At 65.0% G+C, this 17939-nt stretch carries 14 protein-coding genes; 8 read left to right on the forward strand and 6 right to left on the reverse strand.

The annotated features are described in order from the left end of the window. From ACP7BV_RS00105 to ACP7BV_RS00120, 4 genes are read left to right on the forward strand one after another with little or no spacing between them, the layout of a single operon-like run. Positions 1-786: an SDR family oxidoreductase gene (locus tag ACP7BV_RS00105; protein ID WP_426100247.1), complete on the forward strand. Its 786-nt coding sequence runs from the start codon at positions 1-3 to the stop codon at positions 784-786. Further along, the gene (locus tag ACP7BV_RS00110; RefSeq protein ID WP_426100249.1) at positions 786-2084 is read left to right on the forward strand and encodes an aspartate aminotransferase family protein; all 1299 of its coding nucleotides are present in this window, start codon (positions 786-788) and stop codon (positions 2082-2084) included. Before ACP7BV_RS00105 ends, ACP7BV_RS00110 begins: the two co-directional genes overlap by 1 nt. Next, on the forward strand, positions 2081-2782 hold the full coding sequence (locus ACP7BV_RS00115; RefSeq protein WP_426100251.1) for an SDR family NAD(P)-dependent oxidoreductase: 702 nt from the start codon (positions 2081-2083) through the stop codon (positions 2780-2782). The genes ACP7BV_RS00110 and ACP7BV_RS00115 overlap by 4 nt, the downstream gene beginning before the upstream one ends. Then, entirely contained in the window at positions 2779-3306 is a 528-nt protein-coding gene (locus ACP7BV_RS00120) for a hypothetical protein (RefSeq protein ID WP_426100253.1), read from the forward strand. Before ACP7BV_RS00115 ends, ACP7BV_RS00120 begins: the two co-directional genes overlap by 4 nt. A 193-nt stretch (positions 3307-3499) precedes the next feature. Here ACP7BV_RS00120 and ACP7BV_RS00125 read toward each other — a convergent pair whose 3' ends face one another. Further along, the gene (locus ACP7BV_RS00125; RefSeq protein WP_426100255.1) at positions 3500-4978 is read right to left on the reverse strand and encodes a radical SAM protein; all 1479 of its coding nucleotides are present in this window, start codon (positions 4976-4978) and stop codon (positions 3500-3502) included. Positions 4979-5138: 160 nt separating this feature from the next. Between ACP7BV_RS00125 and ACP7BV_RS00130 the strand changes: the two genes are divergently transcribed. Beyond that, entirely contained in the window at positions 5139-6902 is a 1764-nt protein-coding gene (locus ACP7BV_RS00130; protein ID WP_426100257.1) for a VanW family protein, read from the forward strand. 350 nt (positions 6903-7252) lie between these two features. On the opposite strand, the gene ACP7BV_RS00135 is transcribed toward ACP7BV_RS00130, so the two are convergent. The 3 genes from ACP7BV_RS00135 to ACP7BV_RS00145 all read right to left on the reverse strand — a co-directional run bounded on the left by ACP7BV_RS00135 (position 7253) and on the right by ACP7BV_RS00145 (position 11965). After that, a complete protein-coding gene (locus ACP7BV_RS00135) occupies positions 7253-8731 on the reverse strand; it encodes an iron-containing redox enzyme family protein (RefSeq protein ID WP_426100259.1) in 1479 nt (492 codons plus the stop codon). Positions 8732-8855: 124 nt separating this feature from the next. Next, on the reverse strand, positions 8856-9053 hold the full coding sequence (locus ACP7BV_RS00140; RefSeq protein WP_426100261.1) for a hypothetical protein: 198 nt from the start codon (positions 9051-9053) through the stop codon (positions 8856-8858). Positions 9054-9256: 203 nt separating this feature from the next. Then, positions 9257-11965, reverse strand: coding sequence for a PAS domain S-box protein (locus ACP7BV_RS00145; RefSeq protein ID WP_426100263.1), 2709 nt, complete (start codon positions 11963-11965; stop codon positions 9257-9259). A gap of 436 nt (positions 11966-12401) precedes the next feature. Here ACP7BV_RS00145 and ACP7BV_RS00150 point away from each other — a divergent pair, with 436 nt between their 5' ends. Further along, entirely contained in the window at positions 12402-13127 is a 726-nt protein-coding gene (locus ACP7BV_RS00150) for a PAAR domain-containing protein (protein WP_426100265.1), read from the forward strand. Positions 13128-13130: 3 nt separating this feature from the next. Here ACP7BV_RS00150 and ACP7BV_RS00155 read toward each other — a convergent pair whose 3' ends face one another. Further along, complete coding sequence (locus ACP7BV_RS00155) at positions 13131-13535, reverse strand: YybH family protein (RefSeq protein ID WP_426100267.1); 405 nt, start codon at positions 13533-13535, stop codon at positions 13131-13133. A 101-nt stretch (positions 13536-13636) separates the two neighbouring features. Here ACP7BV_RS00155 and ACP7BV_RS00160 point away from each other — a divergent pair, with 101 nt between their 5' ends. Continuing rightward, positions 13637-15784 (forward strand): NHL repeat-containing protein, encoded by a 2148-nt coding sequence (locus tag ACP7BV_RS00160; protein WP_426100949.1) that lies wholly within the window; start codon positions 13637-13639, stop codon positions 15782-15784. A gap of 219 nt (positions 15785-16003) precedes the next feature. Here ACP7BV_RS00160 and ACP7BV_RS00165 read toward each other — a convergent pair whose 3' ends face one another. Then, positions 16004-17293, reverse strand: coding sequence for a D-amino acid dehydrogenase (locus ACP7BV_RS00165; protein WP_426100269.1), 1290 nt, complete (start codon positions 17291-17293; stop codon positions 16004-16006). A gap of 105 nt (positions 17294-17398) precedes the next feature. Here ACP7BV_RS00165 and ACP7BV_RS00170 point away from each other — a divergent pair, with 105 nt between their 5' ends. Further along, positions 17399-17884, forward strand: coding sequence for an Lrp/AsnC ligand binding domain-containing protein (locus ACP7BV_RS00170; protein ID WP_426100271.1), 486 nt, complete (start codon positions 17399-17401; stop codon positions 17882-17884). Positions 17885-17939: the final 55 nt, after the last annotated feature.

Below are 17939 nucleotides of genomic sequence, written 5' to 3' on the forward strand. Positions count from 1 at the left end.
TTGACATCAACATCAACATCAACATCAACTGAACCGACTTCCCCCGCGCTGCGGCTGGCGGGAAAGCGCTGCCTGGTGACGGGCGGCTCGCGCAATCTGGGGCGCGCAATGTGCCTGGCGTTTGCCGCCGCCGGCGCGCGCGTGGCGTTTACCTACGTAACTGACGACGAGCAGGCCGACATCACGCGCGCGATGCTGGTTGAACTGGGCGCGCAGGTGCTGGTGTTCAAGGGCTCGGTGACCGACAGCGCGCACGCCAAAGCGGCGGTCGACGCCATCGTCGCGGCCTGGGGCGGGCTGGATGTGCTGGTCAACAACGCAGGCATCATGCAGGTGCTGCCCATTGCGCTGCTGGAGGAAGACGACTGGGACGCGGTACTCGACACTTGCCTGAAGGGCCCGTACATTTTTTCGCGCGCCGCGCTGCGGCCCATGCTGCGGGCTAAAAAAGGCCACATATTGAACATCGGCTCGGTGGCGGGCGAGCGCATCGTGGAGGCGCCGGTGCACTACGCCGCCGCCAAGGCGGGGCTGCAAGGACTCACGCGGGCGCTGGCCAAGGAAGTGGGGCGTTACGGGATCGCCGTCAACGACCTGTCGGCCGGCTTGCTGTCCGCAGGCCTGGGCCAGCAGGCGCCCTTGCACCGGCGTGAAGACTACAACAAGCATTGCCCGCTTGGGCGCCCCGGGTCGATGGAGGAAACCGCCGCCTTTGCGACCTGGCTGGTGTCGGACGAAAACAGCTTCATGAGCGGCGCGCGCCTGACCTTTGACGGAGGCCTGTAATGGACGCGCAGCTGCGCCAGGGTTTCCTGGAATTTCGCGCGTTCGTCAATCCGCTGGTGGCGCTGCGCGCGCAACTGGTGGGCGAGCCTTATCTGCTCGACCAGGTTGTAGACGGTCGTTTGGTAGACGCCGAGGGCATGGCCTATACCGACCTGCTCTCCGGCTGGGGGACGCAGGCTTTCGGGCACCGTTCGCCAGCGGTGGAGGCGGCGCTGATTGCTTACCTGCAGGGCGCCTCGCCCTCGATCTACCCGTCCGGCATCAGCCCGTTCGCCGGCCTGCTGGCGGCCAGGCTGGAGCAGCGTTGCGGCTACGACGCGGCGTTTTTCGCCAGCGGCGGCAGCGAGGCGGTGGAGGCCGCGCTCAAGCTGGCGCGCGGGGTCACCGGCAAGCCACGTATTGCCTGCATCAAGGGCGCCTACCACGGCTGCACCTTCGGCAGCGTAGCCATGATGCAGGCCGGCCCGTACCGCGACATTTTTGGGCCGCATCTGCCGCAAGTCGATGCGCTGCCCGCCGGCGACATGGATGCGCTCGAACGCGCGCTGGCCGACCCGCAACTGGCGGCCATCGTCATCGAACCGATCCAGGTCGAGGCGGGCGTGCGCGTGCCCGATCCGGCTTACCTGGAACGGCTGTGCGGCGGCACCGGGCCGGATGGCATCCTGCTCATTGCCGATGAAATCCAGACCGGCATGGGACGCACCGGCCATTTTCTCGACAGCGGCGCGTGGCCGCGCCAGCCGGACGTGGTCACGCTGGGCAAGGCGCTGGGCGGCGGCGCGATGCCCTTGTCGGCGATGCTCACGCGGCGCCCGATTTTCGACCGCGTGTACGGGCAGTTGGCGCTGGCCGAGGTGCATGCGTCCACTTTCGGCGGCAACTCGCTCGCGTGCGTGGCGGGGTTGGCGGCGCTGGAGCTGCTCGACGACGCCATGATCGATGAAGTGGCGCGCAAGGGCCATCTGCTGCGCGCCGCGCTCGACGAGCATGTCGCGCCTTCGCCGCTGGTCGGCGCGATCCGCGGCAAGGGCTTGCTGCTCGGGATCGCGCTGCAGGCGCCCGACCATCCGTGCTACCAGTTCGATTACCTGGGCGCGCCGGAACTGGCCGCGCAACCGGCCATCGGGATGATGCTTGTGCACCGGCTCTACAAGGCCGGCTTCATTGCACAGATTTGCGGCCACGCGTGGCAGGTGCTGCGTCTGCAGCCACCGTATACCACGCCGGACGCCGAACTGGCCGCGTGCGCGCGCGCCATTGGCGAGGCGCTCGACTATCTATGGGACCTTCAATGACACGCGTACTTGTTTTGGGCGGCAGCGGCGCACTTGGCGCGGCGCTGCTGCGCGAATTGCGCGCAGTCGGCGCGCAGGCGGCGTTCACCTATCACCGCCAGCAGGAGGCCGCAGCGGCGCTGGGCTGCGAACTGGACTACCCGGCGTATGCGGCCGATTTCGAAAACGCCGACGCGGTCGCCCTGCTGTTCGACGCCCTGGCGCGCGACGGCCGCTTGCCCGACGTGGTTGTCCACTGCGCCGGCGTGGCCCCGGTGGCGCTGCTGGGGGCCATTACCGCCGCCAGCTGGGATGCGGTCAACGCCGTGCACGGCCGCGCCGCCTTGTTATGCGCGCAGCAGATGGAGCGCCGCGGCCTGCGCGGCGCGCTGGTGCTGGTGGCGGCCATCGACGGCCTGCATCCGGTCCCCGCGCCCGCCCACTATGCGGCCAGCCAGGCGGCCATGTGGGGGCTGACGCTGGCGCTGGCCAAGGAGCTGGGGCCGAAAGGCATCCTGGTCAACCTGGCCGTGGTGGGCGTGCTCGATGGCGGCATTTCGGTGGCGCTGGACCCGGCGCTGCGCGACTCGTACCGGCGCTATTCGGCGCTGGGCCGCACCGGCACCTGCGTGGAAGCGGCGCGCGCGTTGCGCTGGCTGGCGCTTGAGAACACGTATTTGAATGGGGCCCAGTTTCCGCTGACCGGGGGGCTGGGATGAAGCGGATAAGCGGCGTTATTTTGCTGGCGCTTTACCTGCTGCTGGTGTTTCAGAAGACGCAAGCCGGGCTGGCAGCCGAACTGCTATGGCTTAGTCATGTGACCAGCGCGGTGCTGGCCATCGGGCTGCTTGTCGACGTGCCCCTGATGATCGCGGCGGGATTTCTGTTTCATCTTGCCGTGGCCTTGCCGGCGTATCTGTTTTACCTGGGGACGGGCGGCGAGACGTCGCTGATGTCGTTTTTGCTGCATGCGCTCTCGCCGCTGTTTGGGGCCATGGCGTGCCGGGCGGCGCCGCTACCCAGACGTGCCCTGATGCTGACGTATGCCATTTATGCGGTGGTGATCGGCTCCACGCTCGCCTTTACGCCGGCCGCCATGAATGTGAATTCTGCATTCAAGCACTGGGCTTCGCTCAATGTGCCGGGCACCTTGCCGCTGCTCGCGGCGAATGCGGTGCAGATGCTGCTGCAAACTGGCGCCGCCTTCCTGGTCTGGAACCGCCTGTCGCGCAAGGCGGCCTGAAAGGCGCTGCGGGCAGCGCGACGGGTGCGCCGGAAATGGCTGCCCTGCAGGAGCCGTCGACGGCGCTTGTCGGAATGCGCGCTGCGCGCTTTTCCGACCTACTGCCCGGGGCCGGTCAAGTTGCCGCCGTCACGCGCTTCAACAACGGTTTTTTTCTCCATCGGCCTTTGTCCAGCGCGCGTTGGCGACAACCTTAAGTGCGGACCAGGCGCCCGCTGCCGAGCGTGGCGACCAGACGGCCGCCGCCCAGCGTGTCGAGCGCGGCGCCGGGAGCGACGTTGAAGCGCGTGTCGCGGTCGCGGTACAGAATATTGTAGGCGCAGGAAGGAATGTTGCTGCCGTCCGGCTCGCGGATGCCCACGCAGCACTGGCGGATCCGGTCGGTGTCGAAGGTCTCTTCATCCATGTGCGAGTGAACGTAGATCGCCTTTGAGCTTTGTTCGCCGATGCGCGTGCGCTGCTCCGTACTCAAGCCGGGCGCGAACATGCGCGCCAGCAGGCCCTTGAGCGTGGCCAGCACGATCTGGCTGTCGTCGCAGGCGATTTCGCCCGTCCACAGGCGCGTGATCACGTCTTGCAGGCGCAGCTCAACGGCCGGCGTCGGCGCCAGGTACAGGCTGCCGGTCAGCAGCTCGCGCAGGTCGGAGCGCTCCATGAAGCGGGTGAAGGGCAGCCAGCGCCCGTCATCCAGGCGCAGCATGTAGGTGACGAGGTAGCACATCGGGTGCGCGGCAGGCGAGGGCACGAAGTCGGTGATTCTGAGGGCGCCGTCGGTCTGCTGTTCCAGGTCGGCCAGCACGTCGTAGGTGGTGTAGCGGCCGCGCCGGTTGAACTGCGATCCGCCCTGGCCGGTGAAGGTCATGGTGTGCAGTTCGACGCTGCGGATGAAGTCTTTTTCGAGCCCGAGTTTGACGAAGGCGCCCACTTCGTGGTCGTTGCTGCCGCGCGAGAGGACCGGCAGCAGCGTGGTGTCGACTGCGTGTTTTTCAAGCAGCGCCAGGACGCGCATCTTGGCCTGGTAAAAATTACCACCCAACATTTCGACGTTGGTGCCGGGCGTGAAGGAGTCGAAGGAGAGCACGATGCGCGCCTCAAGGGCGGCGAGCTTTTCGAGCAGCCATTCATCCTTCAGGAAGCGCAGGCCATGGGTGGAAACGGTGATGCGGTTGACGCCCTCTTCGCGGCACAGTTCGACCAGCCGTTCAAAGTCCGGGTGCTGGGTGGGCTCGCCGCCGGTCAGGTTGATCATGCGGTTGTCGGGATCGGCGCGGCGGATGTGGCCAAGGATGGCGCGCAGCTCCGCTTGCGACATGTGGAAGGCGCCGTCGTTCTTGTTGTGGGTGTAGCAGATCGGGCAGTCCAGGTTGCAGGCCGACGTGATCGGCACGATCGGCAGCAGGACCTGCTGCTCGTGGGCCGTGCACGGGCCGCAGTCGAACGGGCAGCCCTGGCTGACCGGGCGCGCATTCTCGGGCGGGGTGAGGACGGGCTGCTCGAGCATCATCGCGTCGTACCACTGGGCGTGGGGCGAGACGATGACTTCTTCGGCGCCGTGCTGCGGGCAGCGCTTGCGCATGACGATGCGGCCTTCGCTGCGCCAGATCGATGCGTCTAGGCTGCGTTTGCAGCGCGAGCACAGGCTTGTCGTTTCACGAACCAGTTCATCGTTCATTGGCATCCAGTTGAGCGTTGCCGGCAGGGCGCGGCAGTCGGGTGATTGTAATGGCAATCATGCGAACCTATCAATAGCGTATTTTCTGTCGCTTTTGATTGTGTTTGACGGGCAGGCGTGTCAGCATGCGTAGCTTATTTACTAACATTGCGTGCGCCGGATGGACAATCAAAGCAGCACCCGGGAGCAGCTGCCCACGCGCGTGGAGGCAGCGGTATTTGGCGTCAAGGCCAGCTTGCTGCGCTTGAAACGCACATTGACCGATGCGCTGTACCGCGATGTAAAGCGCTGGCGCGCGGGCCGGGGCCGCGAGAGCCATGGCGCGCTGGTACACCTGTGGAGCGAGTCGGTTTCAACGCTGGACGCCAGTGGCGGCAGCGAGCGGCGCGCTCTCGTATTGGGCAAGATCGAAAATCTGCGCGTGGCCCTGCGTTCGATCGATGGCGTGCAGGTGCCGGCGGGCGGCCTGTTCAGTTTCTGGGCGCAGGTGGGCAGGGCGCGGCGGTGGCGCGGCTACGTGCCGGGCCGCGAGCTGCGTGAAGGCTGCATCATTGCGGCCATTGGCGGCGGCTTGTGCCAGCTCTCCAATGCCCTGTACCAGGCCGCGCTCGATGCGGGCTTGACGATTGTCGAGCGACATGCGCATTCGCAGGTCATCCCCGGTTCGGCCGCGCAGGCAAACCGCGACGCCACCGTCTTCTGGAACTACATCGACTTGCGTTTCAGCGCCGATGAGCCGTTCAGGATGGAAGCCGAACTCGATGCGGGGCAGCTCAAGGTGCGCATTTTCAAGGCGCATGCACGCGCGCCAGTGCGGGCAGCGGCAACGTCAACCATTGTTTTCGCCAAGGGCGCGGCCGCATCCGCGCGCAGCTGCCACAGTTGCGGCGAGAGCGCGTGCTTTCGGCGGGTGAATGCACCAGCCACTCTAGCTTTGCGCTCGGTCTTTATGGTCGATGCACTGTGGCCCGAGTTCGACGCCTGGATCGCGGCCACGCGTCTGCCTGGCGACTGCCTGATGCTGCCGGTCGATGGACGCGCGCGCGGCAAGGCGCAGTATGGCTGGTCTACCGAGGGCTTCGCCAGGGTAGCAACGTTCCCGCTGCTGGTCTTGTGGCGCGCGTTTGCTTCGCGCCGGCTCGCCACCCAGGGTGCGGCACGCCAGGCCAGCGCGCACCGCTTCAGGCGCCGGCTGGCGAAGGCTTACGTCAAGACGCTCGGTTACATGGACGAGCATGTCGTGGTGACCCAGGAACTGCTGCCCTACGTGTGGCAGCTTGGCGCGCTGCAGGGCCGCAGCTTCGACGTGCTGATGACCGGCCTGCCCATGGTGCAGTTGCAAGCGGTGCTCGACGAGGCGTACGGGCGCCATCCGCACAGCAAAACGCTGGCGGACTTCCGGGCGCCGGCAGGACTGGCGGAGCTAGAGCGGCTGGCGTTGGCGCGCGCCAGGACCGTCGTTACGCCGCATGCGCAGGTGGCAGCGCTGTTTGCCAATGCGCGTTTGCTCGAGTGGGCGCCGGCGGCAGCGTGCGCGCCGCGCAAGGGAACAAAAATCGCGTATCCCGCAGCGACATTGGGGCGCAAGGGCGCCTATGAACTGCGCGCCGCCGCGCGCGAACTGGGGCTCACGCTTACGCTCATGGGGCCCGTGCTCGAAGCGCCCGGCTTCTGGGATGGCGTGGCAGTCGAGCGGTCGGACGACGCGCGCGGCCTTGACGACGTTGCGGTGATGGTCTTGCCGGCCTGGATTGCAAGCCGTCCGGGATTGCTGCTGCAGGCGTTGGCCAGCGGGATTGCCGTGATTGCGACGAGCGCCTGTGGCTTGCCGCCGCAAGCGAATCTGACGCTTGTTCCGGTGGGCGACGTGGCCGCGCTCACCGATGCGTTGCGACCCTTTGGCCCGCGTAATGTAAAAGCGTAAGGGCGATCCGGCGCGCGCCGTCGGCCAGCACCAGCGCCTTGTCCTGGAAATAGGCGGCGCGGCCGCGTTGTTCGAGGTGGCGCAGCAAAATCGGGTTTTCAGGGTTCATCGAAAAGTAAATGCGCTCGACATCGGCCCCGATATACGATGGTCTATTGCCACGCAGCGGTGGTCGTCGGCGTTGAGCACGACGGCGTCGGAGGCGGCGCGCGCGAGTACGGCAAAGGCTCTTGCCAGCTCGCCCTGCGTGTCAATGCCGTCCAGGTTGCACGCACTGCCTGCGCGAAAAAAGGTTAGGGCCGCGCAGGACGCGCCGTTCGATCGTCTGCATCCTCATGCAGCTCGTTTCCTCACGCCAGCAGCCTGGCGAACATGCGGGTTGCCATCAGCCCGGCCGCGCTGTGGTGTCGCGCCGGCGACATCTGTTCGATCAGCAGGGCCATGGCGTCGGCCTTGGTGCTCGCCATGGCCACGGCCCGTTCGAGGCTGCGCAGCTGGTCGCTTTCGGCGGCGTGTTCGCCGGACAGGCCTGCGTACGGATAGCGGATTAGCGTGCGCGGCGGGTGCGACGCATGCGATCTGGCGCCTGGCGCGGCCAGCGGCTCGAGCGCGCGCTTGCGCGCGCGAAACGAGGCGACGCGCGCCGTAGCAGAAGCTTGTTCCGCAGTTTCGATCCAGTCCGAAAGAACTTGCTGCTCGTAGGGCGAGAAAACGCCGAACATTTCAGCGCGTTCGCCCTGAATCAGACGCCAGAAACGGCTCTCGGCGGCCGGCGCGCCGCGCTTGATCCAGCCGGTGCTTTCAAAGGCGCGCAGCAGAGTGGGGATTTGCGCGGAGTCGGCCAGCCAAGTGTTGATGGTCTTGCCGGCCACGCGGCAGTAGTCGCCATGCATGTCCTGGCCGACAGTGGCCTTGTCGCCCAATATGCGCACCAATTCAGCTTCAAGGTCAAAGGCGGCGATGATGGCGTTGGTGCCGGCGCCCAGCTCATTGAGCCGGTAGCCGGCGCGCACGCGCTGGTAAAAGGCCGCCGGGTCGCGCGCGTTGGCGAGCAGGCGCGTGAGCGCGTCCACGGCGTCGTGGGCGTGCCCGGTGGCGGCATTGTCGACCGTGACGTGCAGCGTGAAGTAGTAAGGATCGATGCCCAGTTCATTCAACTCGTAGGAGGTAATGAGCAGATGCAGCGGCAGTTGTTCGTAGCCCAGGTTGTAGCCCACCATTTCCGGTAGATAGTCGGGCAAGTACTCGGCGCCCGCATAGGCGAGGGCGAGCTGGATGGCGCCCTGGTTAAAGTACGTGTCGTCCAGACCGCGCCAGTCATTACAGGCATGGTTGTCGAGCAGGCGCTGATAGAGTACCACGTGGTTTTTGGCGGGCAGGCCGTCGCCCAGTTCTTCGATGTAGGTTTTGATTAAGGGGCGAAATTCATTTTCGTGCCAGCGGCGCAGGGCGCCGAACAGCCAGGCGCCGTCCACCAGTTTTGTGGGCGCGGCGCAGCGTAGAAAGTACAGCGCGTGCGCGCGGTTGCTGAAGTAGCTGCGCGGCGCCCCTTGCTTGCGTTCGGCCAGGTAGTGGCGGTACTGGCGGGCGACGGCGGCGCTGCGCGGCGCGGCCCAGCCGGCCAGCGCGGCCGGGTCGGCGGGCAAGTCGCAGGGCAGGGCTTCGGCCAGCGCGAGCTGACCGTTGAGGTAAGCGGCACTGGCGGCTGCCGCGTCGTCGCGCGGGCCGTTTTCGAGTTGCGCATACAGTGCGCGCGAGGATGCCACGGCGGCGCTGGTGCGTGCAGCCGGGTCGAGCGTTGTGAGGTCGGGGAGGCAGTGGATCAGCATGGATGGACGCGCTTGCATAATCTAAAAATTCATTATGCGCGCAACAACTTGTGCCCGATGTCGGCAGCTAAGCTGCGTCCGTGTAAGAAAACGATTACCGGCGATGTAGGCCGGGGTGCCAGCGTTAGCCGCTCGCTTGCTGGCAAACGTCAACAGTGCGGCGCCTGGCCGGCTCCGACAGCACCCGCAAGATGACGTCTTCGGGCACGTCGTTGGCGGCGAGAAAGCGCCACGCCTTGACCGCTCCGTGCAGGCTGTCATGGACGATGCCCTGCTCGACAATGATCATCATCGCGGTATTGTTTCTGGCTTGCTGGTGCACGCGGCATCCCTCTTTCAGTAGGTCAGCGGTGGTGTTGGCTGAACAATGGAGTGTGGCAGGGACTGCGGCGCGGGGGCGGGGCGCTTGGGTCTTGTTGCTGATTAAAAATCTGGCACGCTTACGATAGCACTTTTTGGTGCCGTGACGCCTTCCACGGCCCAAATAAAAAATGTTATTTGCACGGGTGCATCTGTTTCCCGCACTTACTTTTCGCCGATAGCGTCCACTTCGGGCGCCAAGCCGTTCTGCTGCGCAAAATGCAGTGCAACATCGAGCGCGTCCATGAATTCGACGACCTTGATCGGCTTGGTCAGGTAGCGGAAAAAGCCCGCATCCATGCCGCGTTCTATGTCGCGCGGCACGGCGTTGGCCGACAGGGCGATGACCGGTATGTGCGCGGTGGCGGGATCGTTCAGCAAGATTTTCAGTGCGCCAAAGCCGGACAGGCCGGGCAGATTGATGTCCATCAGGATCACGTCGGGCTGGTAGGAGCGCGCCATGACGATGCCCAGGTGGCCGTTGATGGCGGTCAGCAGCTTGAGGTCGCTGCGCCGGGCGATCAGCATCTCGACCAGTTCCATATTGGCCGGATTGTCTTCCACATACAGTAGCGTGCGCAGTTTGCCGGTGGCGGTGTCGGGCGCCGCGATGATTTCGCTGGCGTTGGCCGACGGCATCGCTTCAATCAAGGATGGCGCGCTGGCGATGGGGAATTCAACCCAGAATTCGGTGCCGATGCCCGGCTCGCTGGTCACGCCGATGACGCCGTTCATCAGTTCCACGAGCTGCTTGGTGACCACCAGACCGATGCCGGTGCCTTCTTCGGTACTGTCTTCCTGGCCCAGGCGGTTAAAAGGCTGGAACAGTTGCCCGATCTGGGACGCGGTCAGGCCGTTGCCGCTGTCGGCCACGAGGATGCGCACGCTGTCGGCGCCGCTGCGCTCGTAGCGCACGGTGACGACGCCGCCCGGACGGTTGTACTTGATGGCGTTCGAGAGCAGGTTGATCATGACCTGCTTGACGCGCGTGAGGTCGGCATGGATGTACAGCGCCTCGTCAAACGAAGGGAAGACCAGGCCGATGCCGCGGTTTTGCGCTTGCGGGCCGATCAGTACGTTGCAGTCGAGCAGGACTTCGGCGAGCGACATCGGTTCGGAGGAAATGGTCACCTTGCCCGATTCGATCATGGCCAGGTCGAGGATTTCGTTAATCAGGCGCAGCAAATACCAGCCGCCCTTGAGAATCTGGCTGATCGAGCGCTGCTGGGCAGGACTTGGGGGCGGCGTGGCCGACTCCATCAGTTGGGCAAAGCCGAGCACGCCGTTGAGCGGGGTGCGCAGTTCGTGGCTCATGCTCGACAGGAAATCCGACTTGGCCAGGTTGGCCTTTTCGGCAGCCGCTTTCGCGCTTTCCAGTTCGACATTGTTTTCGTTCAGAGTGCGTTCGATCTGCTTGCGTTCGGTAACGTCGCGGGCGGCGGCGAACACGCCTTTCAGGTTGCGGTCGCGGTCGTAGAACAGCGTGGCGTTGTAGGACACGTCGGTCTGGGTGCCGTCGCGCGCTATCGCGGTCAGTTCGTAGTTGGTGACCTTGCCTTCGCGCAGCACGCGCTTGATGCCGGTTTCGGCGCGCTTCTGGTCGGTGAAATAATTCTTGAACGGGGCGCCGATCATCTCGTCCCGGGTGCAGCCGGTGAGCGCGACCATTTGCTGGTTGACGTCGGAAATGATGCCGCGCGGGTCGGTCGTCATCAGCGCGTCGATATTCGATTCGATCAGCGAACGGGTGTAGAACTGCTGGTCGCGCAGGCTCTGGTCGAGCAATTCCTGTTCGGCTTCGACTTGCTTGCGGGCAGTGTTGTCGGTGCCGATCAGCAGGTAGCCGATGATCGCGTCCTGGGCGTCGCGCAGGGCGGTGACCGAAACAATGGCGGGAAAACGGCTGCCATCCTTGCGGATGTAGGTCAATTCGTAAATGTCTTCGATGCCGCGCGAGGCCTTGAACACCAGCGCTTCGAAGCCGGGGGCGATGGCCGCGTCCAGTTCCAGGCTGAGCGACTCGGCGCGCTCGATCACTTCTTGCGGGTCCGAGATATTCGCGGGGGTGATCTTGTCGACCACGTCGGCGGCCGTGTAGCCCAGCATGCGCTCGGCGCCGACATTGAAAATCTGGATCACGCCCTGGGCGTCGGTGGCGATGCTGGAAAAGTTGGCGCTGTTAAAAATGGCGCTTTGCAAGGCGCCGGCGCGCAGCAGCGCTTCTTCGGCTTCCTTGCGGGCCGTGTTGTCGGTGCCGATCAGCAGGTAGCCGATGATGGCGTCTTGCGCGTCGCGCAGCGCCGTGACCGATACCACCGCCGGGAAGCGGCTGCCATCCTTGCGGATATACGTGAGTTCGTAAATGTCTTCAATCCCGCGCGAAGCCTTGAACACCAGCGCCTCGAAACCGGGCGCGATCGGTTCTTCGAGCTCGTCGGACAGGCTCTTGGCGCGCGCGATGACTTCCTGGGCGTCGGAAATGTCGGCCGGTGTGATGCGGTCGACGACGTCTTGTGCCAGGTAGCCGAGCATGCGTTCGGCGCCCACATTGAAAATCTGGATCACGCCCTGGGCGTCGGTGGCAATGCTGGAAAAGTTGGCACTGTTGAAAATGGCGTTTTGCAAGGCGCCGGCCTTGATCAGCGATTGCGACACCGGATGCACCGATTCGCCGTCCGCGCTTTCCTTGCGCGCGCCTGCGAGCACAACGAAGCCGGCCAGCAGCACCGCACCGGCCACCAGCATGGGTACCGCATACAGGGCGCCGACGCCGGATGCGGCAGCAATACCCCCAAAGAGGAACAGGACGGCAAGTGTGGCGCCGTAGCCGACCAGCATTAGCTGATCTGACCGGCCTTTTTTTAGAATGAACATGTGGGGACGTGGGCAGATGGGCAGGTTAGCAATGAGCAAATGAGCAGGTGGGGCTGAGCGCCGGCGCCGGGCCAGGCGCAATGGAACGATCGGTGTAGCCGCAACGGTATATGCGTGTGAGAAAGCCCGGCTGAACGGCCCCTGCTTCAGGGTAACACAGTTGCTTGCCCGCATCCTGTTAGCTGCATGAAATGCAACTAATTTCCCAAAGGTTGACGGTTTTTGATGCGATAGTACAGTGTTGACAAAGGGGTATACAAAGTTGACGCAAGGTTTCCCCAGAAAACTCTTGACCGAGATCAAAGCCTGATTCGTGACAGACCGTAACCTTACAACTCGGCCACAAAGTTTGACGGCACTGACATTTGTTGTCGTAAAGGGAAAATATGCGTTCAATCATCACAATCGCGATGCGCAAGTCCGCAGGTCCGCTCTGATGCGGCGGTATACGATTACCCTCGGCGCCCCCACCAGCAGCGGGGGCAAGGTCATTTCGGCCAGCAGCGAGGGCCGGATCGACGGCGTGCCGATCGCGCTCGAGGGGGACCTGGTGAGCTGCCCGGCCTGCCAGACGGCGGGCAAGATCCAGTGCGTGGGCCCGCGCATTCCCGAATCTTGGAACGGCAAGAACGTGGCGCTGGAAAACGACTTGTGTGTTTGCCGCTGCGCGGTGGCGCCCAAGCTGATGCCCAACCAGATGCTGCGCAGCCAGGTCATCAAGGATACCGGTCGCGCCTTGTCGACGCCGGCGTCGGACGCGTCGGTGCGCGGGCCGCGCGGCCAGGTGTTTACGGAGCGCTTCAAGCTGGTCGACGACCATGACGGCCGGGCGCTGGTCAACCGCGAATACGCGGTGGTGCGCGCCAGCGGCAAGCTTGAATTCGGCACGTCCGACGAGTGCGGGCACACCCATTTGCTCTCGACCACGGCGCAGGCCGAGGCGGTTGAAATCTATGCGCAGGGGCCGATGATGACGGCGGCCCTCATTTCGCCGTCGGGCGCGGTGCTGCACCACCGGGCGCGCCGCTGCACCACGCCGGCGGCCGAAACCGGCGCCAAGGAAGTGCGCCTGCATTTTTTGCACCTGGCCCAGGAAGCGGCCGCGCAGGCGGCGGTGCGCGACGCCGAGCTGGTTGTGTTTTTGCCCGAGACGGGCAGTTAACAACTACACCGGCAGCTGGTTGAGCAGCGCCGCTCCGTACGAATTGTCGACGATGCAGCGCCACTGGTCGTCTTCGCCGCGCTTGAAGACGTAGTTGGCGTTGCGCGTTTCCATGGTAGGCGCACTCGACTTCATGTTGGCGCGCACATTGACCTGCGCGATGACGAGCGCACTGTCGCCCCCTTCGATAACAATCATGTCCCCTTGCGTGACGTACAGCGTGTGCTGGAAGTGTTCTGCGAGCGCGACGAAGGCGCTGCGGATTTCCTCCTTGCCGTTGGCGGCCCGGCCCGGGACCACGACGACGGTCGCGTCGTCGGTGTAAAACTCCATCAGCGAATCGAAGTCTTCGCGGTTGATCGCATCGTGGGCCGCGCTGACCAGGGCGTTGATTGGGTGTGTTTGCATTGCCGCCTTCAAGGTGTGGGGGAGCTGCTCGCTAGCAGTGTAGCAGGGCTTCGGTTAAGCTTGCGTCTCGCAAACGGCAGAGGCAGGTGAATGGTTTGAAAATGAAGAAAACCCGGTTGGCCGCAGCGGGCGTGGTGCTGGCGATAACGGCGGCGATCCTGGTGGCAGCAGCGGTCGTGGCGGTGTTCGGCGCGCCGAGATGGCTGATCGGCACCGCAGGCCAGGCGCCCGGTGCGCGCCTGGCGGGCAAGCCGGCGGCCACGACCATGGGGTGGCCGGCGACGGTGTCCGACGTGGCCGGTGGCTTTGCCGATCCGTTCGGCGTGGCGCTGGACCGGCAGGGCAATGTGTACGTGGCCGATGCGGGCGAACATAACCGGATTGCGCGCGTCGGCCTTGATGGCCAGGTCACCATCCTGGCCGGCGGGCGCGAAGGGCGCAGCGACGGCAGCGGGGCCGCAGCGGCCTTTCACACGCCGTCGGGCGTCGCGTTCGACCCGGCTGGCAACCTGATCGTGGCCGACACCGGCAACAACGCCATCCGCAAAGTTACGATGCAGGGCGTGGTGACGACGCTCGCCGGTGACGGCACGGCAGGCTTTCGCGACGGCGCGGCGCGCCAGGCGCAGTTCAACGCCCCAATCGGCGTGGCGCTCGACAAGGCCGGCAATGTGTATGTGACCGACACCTACAACGACCGGATCCGGCGCATCGGCGTGGACGGCTTGGTGAGCACGGTCGCCGGCAGCGGCGTGCCCGGCGCGCTCGACGGCCCGGCGGCAAGCGCCATGTTCGACACGCCGACCGGGATCGCGATTGACGCTGCCGGCGCGCTGTACGTGGCCGACACCCGCTTCGGCGCCATCCGCCGAATCAGTGCGGACGGCATGGTGGAAACGCTGGTGCGTTCGGTGCCGGACGTGGACGACCCGCTGTTGCGGCGCCCGCTGGCGCTGGCGGTCACCGGTGACGGCTTTGTGTATGTGGGCGACATGAGCCGCGGGCGCATCTTGCAGGTGGCGCCAGGCGGACAACTGGTCGGGTTGACCGGGATCGGCATCGACATCGCCATCGGTGACGCGAAGTCGGTGCGCTTTGCGCGCCCGGCGGGCATGGCGATCGACCGCGAGGGCGCGCTGTATGTGAGCGACGCGCTCAACGGCGTGCTGCGCAAGGTGGCGCCGCGCGGCGTGCAGTCTGCGGCGCGGCCGGTGCCGGCGTCGGTGGTTACTGCCTCTGCTACCCCCGCTGCTGGCGCGGCGACGACGCCGGCGGTTTTTCCGTGGCCCTTGGCGCCGCAGAACGGCAAGCATGAAGTGGTCGGCATCGTCGGTGAAGCACGCGGCAGCTATGACGGCGAGAACCTGCATCACTTCCATAACGGGCTCGATGTGCAGGGGGCGATGGGCGCGCCGGTGCTGTCGGTGTCGAACGAAAAGGTGAGCAACCCTTTGCCCAACGGCGGCTTTGGCAGCGTCAGCGAAGGGATCGGCTTTGACGGCTTTTCGTACATCCACCTGCGGGTGGGGCGCACGCTCAAGAACGTTTCGGTGGACCCGGCGCGCTTTGCCGTGACCAATGACGACAAGGGCAAGCCGGAGCGCGTGCGCGTCAAGCGCGGCACGCGCTTTGCCGTGGGCGATACGCTCGGCACGGTAAACAGCATGTTCCATGTGCACCTGGTGCGCCACATGGCGGGCGGCGAAGCCAATCCCCTCGCGCTGCCGTTTGCGGGCTTGTCGGACCGGGTGGTGCCGCACATCGACGCCATCACGCTGCGCGACGCGAACGGCGTGGCGCTTTCGCGCAAGGCGGGCAAGCCGGTGCTGGTGGCGCGCGCCGGCGGGCCGCTGGCGATCGTCGCTGAAGCGTATGACCAGAGCGACGGCAACGCGGCGCGGCGCAAACTCGGTCTGTACAAGGCCGGCTACCAGATCCTGCACGCGGACGGCACGCCGCTGCCGGGCTACGAGCAGCCGCTGGTGAATATCGAATTCAACCGGCTGCCGCCGGACCGGGAAAGCGTGCAGGTGGCGTACGCGAAAGAGAGCGGCATCACGGTCTACGGCAGCGCCACCACGCGGTTTTTGTACGTGCTGACAAACGTGGTGCGCGATGGCGCCGCCAGGACCGGGAGCTGGAATCCGGCCTCGCTGGCGCCGGGCGACTACCTGGTGCGCGTATACGCGGCGGACTTTGCGGGCAATGTGGCGCTGGCCGGGCGCGACTTGCCGATCACGGTCGAATAGCGGTCTGCGAGTGGGCGGCAGGCGGTGGATAAAAATGTCCGACTCCACGTTGGCCTGGGCGTTTGTGGGCAGGGATGGTCACGCGGCAGTTGCGCGCGCTGTCGCTGTCATTGAAATAAATGATAAGAAAAACGGCGGCGATGAGAGGATATTTCACCTCTCGCAAGCCGCCGTCGTTGGTGGTTCGGGTTGGTCGTCCGGGTTGGACGTCCCGGCTGCTCAGGCGTTGGCGAGGTCGAGCGCGGTGCGCACGCCACGGCCGGCGTAGCGGCCCACCGCCAAGTCGTCGAACGGGATCGCGGGGCGCTTGGCCGACATCAGGTCGGCCAGCATTTGCGCCGAACCGCAGGACATGGTCCAGCCGAGCGTGCCGTGGCCGGTGTTGAGGAACAAGTTGCCCAGCGCCGTGCGCCCGACAATTGGCGTGCCGTCCGGGGTCATGGGACGCAAGCCGGTCCAGAACGATGCTTGCGCGACGTCGCCGGCGCCGGGGAACAGGTCGCCCACGACCATTTCCAGCGTGGCGCGGCGGCGCGGGTTCAGGCGCAGGTCGAAGCCGGCAATTTCGGCCATGCCGCCGACGCGAATGCGGTCTTCGAAGCGGGTGACGGCGATCTTGTAGGTTTCGTCAAGAATGGTCGACACCGGTGCCTTGGAGGCGTCGGTAATTGGCACGGTGATCGAGTAGCCTTTCATCGGATAGACCGGGATGTCGACGATGGACTTGAGCAGCACGGTCGAATAAGCGCCGAGCGCGACCACGTAGGCGTCGGCCACCATCCGCTCGTCGCCGCACTGCACGCCGGCGATGCTGTTGCCCGCCACGTGCAAGCGGTCGATGGCGACGTTGTAACGGAACGTGACGCCCAGCGCTTCGGCCAAGGCCGCCAGGCGCGTGGTGAACAGCTGGCAGTCGCCGGTTTCGTCGTTCGGCAGGCGCAGCGCGCCGACCAGCTTGGCGCCGGCATGGGCCAGCGCCGGTTCGGCGCTGCCCAGTTGCGCGCGCGTGAGCAGTTCATAGGGCACGCCGGAATCCTGCAGTACCTTGATATCCTTGGCGGCGCTGGCAAACTGCGCTTCGGTACGAAACAGCTGCATGGTGCCGCGCTGGCGGCTTTCGTACGTAATGCCGGACTGGTCGCGCAATTCCTTGAAGCAGTCGCGGCTGTACTCGGCCAGGCGCACCATGCGTTCCTTGTTGACGCCGTAGCGCTCGGCGGTGCAATTACGTAACATTTCCCACATCCACTTGAGCTGGAAGGTGGTGCCGTCCGGGGTGATGGACAGCGGCGCGTGGCGCTGCAGCATCCATTTCATGGCTTTGAGCGGGATGCCGGGCGCTGCCCACGGCGAAGCGTAGCCGGGGGAAATCTGGCCCGCATTGGCAAAGCTGGTTTCCATGGCGGGGGCGCTCTGGCGGTCGATCACCGTCACCTCATGGCCAGCCTTGGCCAGGTAGTACGCCGTGGTCACACCGATAACGCCGCTGCCCAGAATCACGACCCGCATGCCTGCTCCCATTGATTTATAGTGGTGTTTCCAGAACTTCCGCTATATTATGGCCATTCACCTAGTGTTTGTTCACGTATAACCGCTTATATTTAGTGGATTTTCATGCGAATTCAAAAAGAATCAAGCCGGATGCTGGACAAGCTGGACCGGCATATTTTGCGCATCCTGCAACAAGAGGGGCGGATCTCCATGAAGGATCTGGGCGAGCGGGTCGGTTTGTCGGTGACGCCCTGCATCGAGCGCGTCAAGCGGATGGAACGCGACGGGGTCATCAGCGGGTATTACGCGCGGGTCGATCCGGCGGCGCTGGGCGCCAAGCTGCTGGTGTTCGTTGAAATTACACTGAACCAAAAATCGGCCTCGGCTTTTGAACAGTTCCGGCGCGAAGTGCTGCGCATACCTGAGGTGCAGGAATGCCACCTGGTGTCGGGCGATTTCGATTACCTGATCAAGGCGCGCATTCACGAGATGGCCGAGTATCGCAAGTTGCTGGGCGACATGCTGCTCGAACTGCCGGGAGCGGCGCAGTCGAAAAGCTATGTGGTGATGGAGGAAATCAAGGAAACGTTGGTGTTGTCGACCGAGTAAAAAATTGAGACAAGCGCTTGAGACGAGCGCCCGAGCCGAGCGCTTGAGCCTAGCG

Origin of the sequence: Massilia sp. TSP1-1-2 (genome assembly GCF_049896185.1) — a bacterium.
Taxonomy (GTDB): Bacteria; Pseudomonadota; Gammaproteobacteria; order Burkholderiales; family Burkholderiaceae_D; genus Telluria_A.

Excerpts from the sequence above, each read along its gene's own strand:
- ACP7BV_RS00130 (WP_426100257.1), top strand. The coding sequence starts at position 5,139 with ATGGACAATCAAAGCAGCACCCGGGAGCAGCTGCCCACGCGCGTGGAG.
- ACP7BV_RS00135 (WP_426100259.1), bottom strand. The coding sequence starts at position 8,731 with ATGCTGATCCACTGCCTCCCCGACCTCACAACGCTCGACCCGGCTGCA.
- ACP7BV_RS00165 (WP_426100269.1), bottom strand. The coding sequence starts at position 17,293 with ATGCGGGTCGTGATTCTGGGCAGCGGCGTTATCGGTGTGACCACGGCG.
- ACP7BV_RS00160 (WP_426100949.1), top strand. The coding sequence starts at position 13,637 with ATGAAGAAAACCCGGTTGGCCGCAGCGGGCGTGGTGCTGGCGATAACG.
- ACP7BV_RS00115 (WP_426100251.1), top strand. The coding sequence starts at position 2,081 with ATGACACGCGTACTTGTTTTGGGCGGCAGCGGCGCACTTGGCGCGGCG.
- ACP7BV_RS00155 (WP_426100267.1), bottom strand. The coding sequence starts at position 13,535 with ATGCAAACACACCCAATCAACGCCCTGGTCAGCGCGGCCCACGATGCG.
- ACP7BV_RS00125 (WP_426100255.1), bottom strand. The coding sequence starts at position 4,978 with ATGAACGATGAACTGGTTCGTGAAACGACAAGCCTGTGCTCGCGCTGC.
- ACP7BV_RS00145 (WP_426100263.1), bottom strand. The coding sequence starts at position 11,965 with ATGTTCATTCTAAAAAAAGGCCGGTCAGATCAGCTAATGCTGGTCGGC.
- ACP7BV_RS00170 (WP_426100271.1), top strand. The coding sequence starts at position 17,399 with ATGCGAATTCAAAAAGAATCAAGCCGGATGCTGGACAAGCTGGACCGG.
- ACP7BV_RS00150 (WP_426100265.1), top strand. The coding sequence starts at position 12,402 with ATGCGGCGGTATACGATTACCCTCGGCGCCCCCACCAGCAGCGGGGGC.
- ACP7BV_RS00110 (WP_426100249.1), top strand. The coding sequence starts at position 786 with ATGGACGCGCAGCTGCGCCAGGGTTTCCTGGAATTTCGCGCGTTCGTC.
- ACP7BV_RS00120 (WP_426100253.1), top strand. The coding sequence starts at position 2,779 with ATGAAGCGGATAAGCGGCGTTATTTTGCTGGCGCTTTACCTGCTGCTG.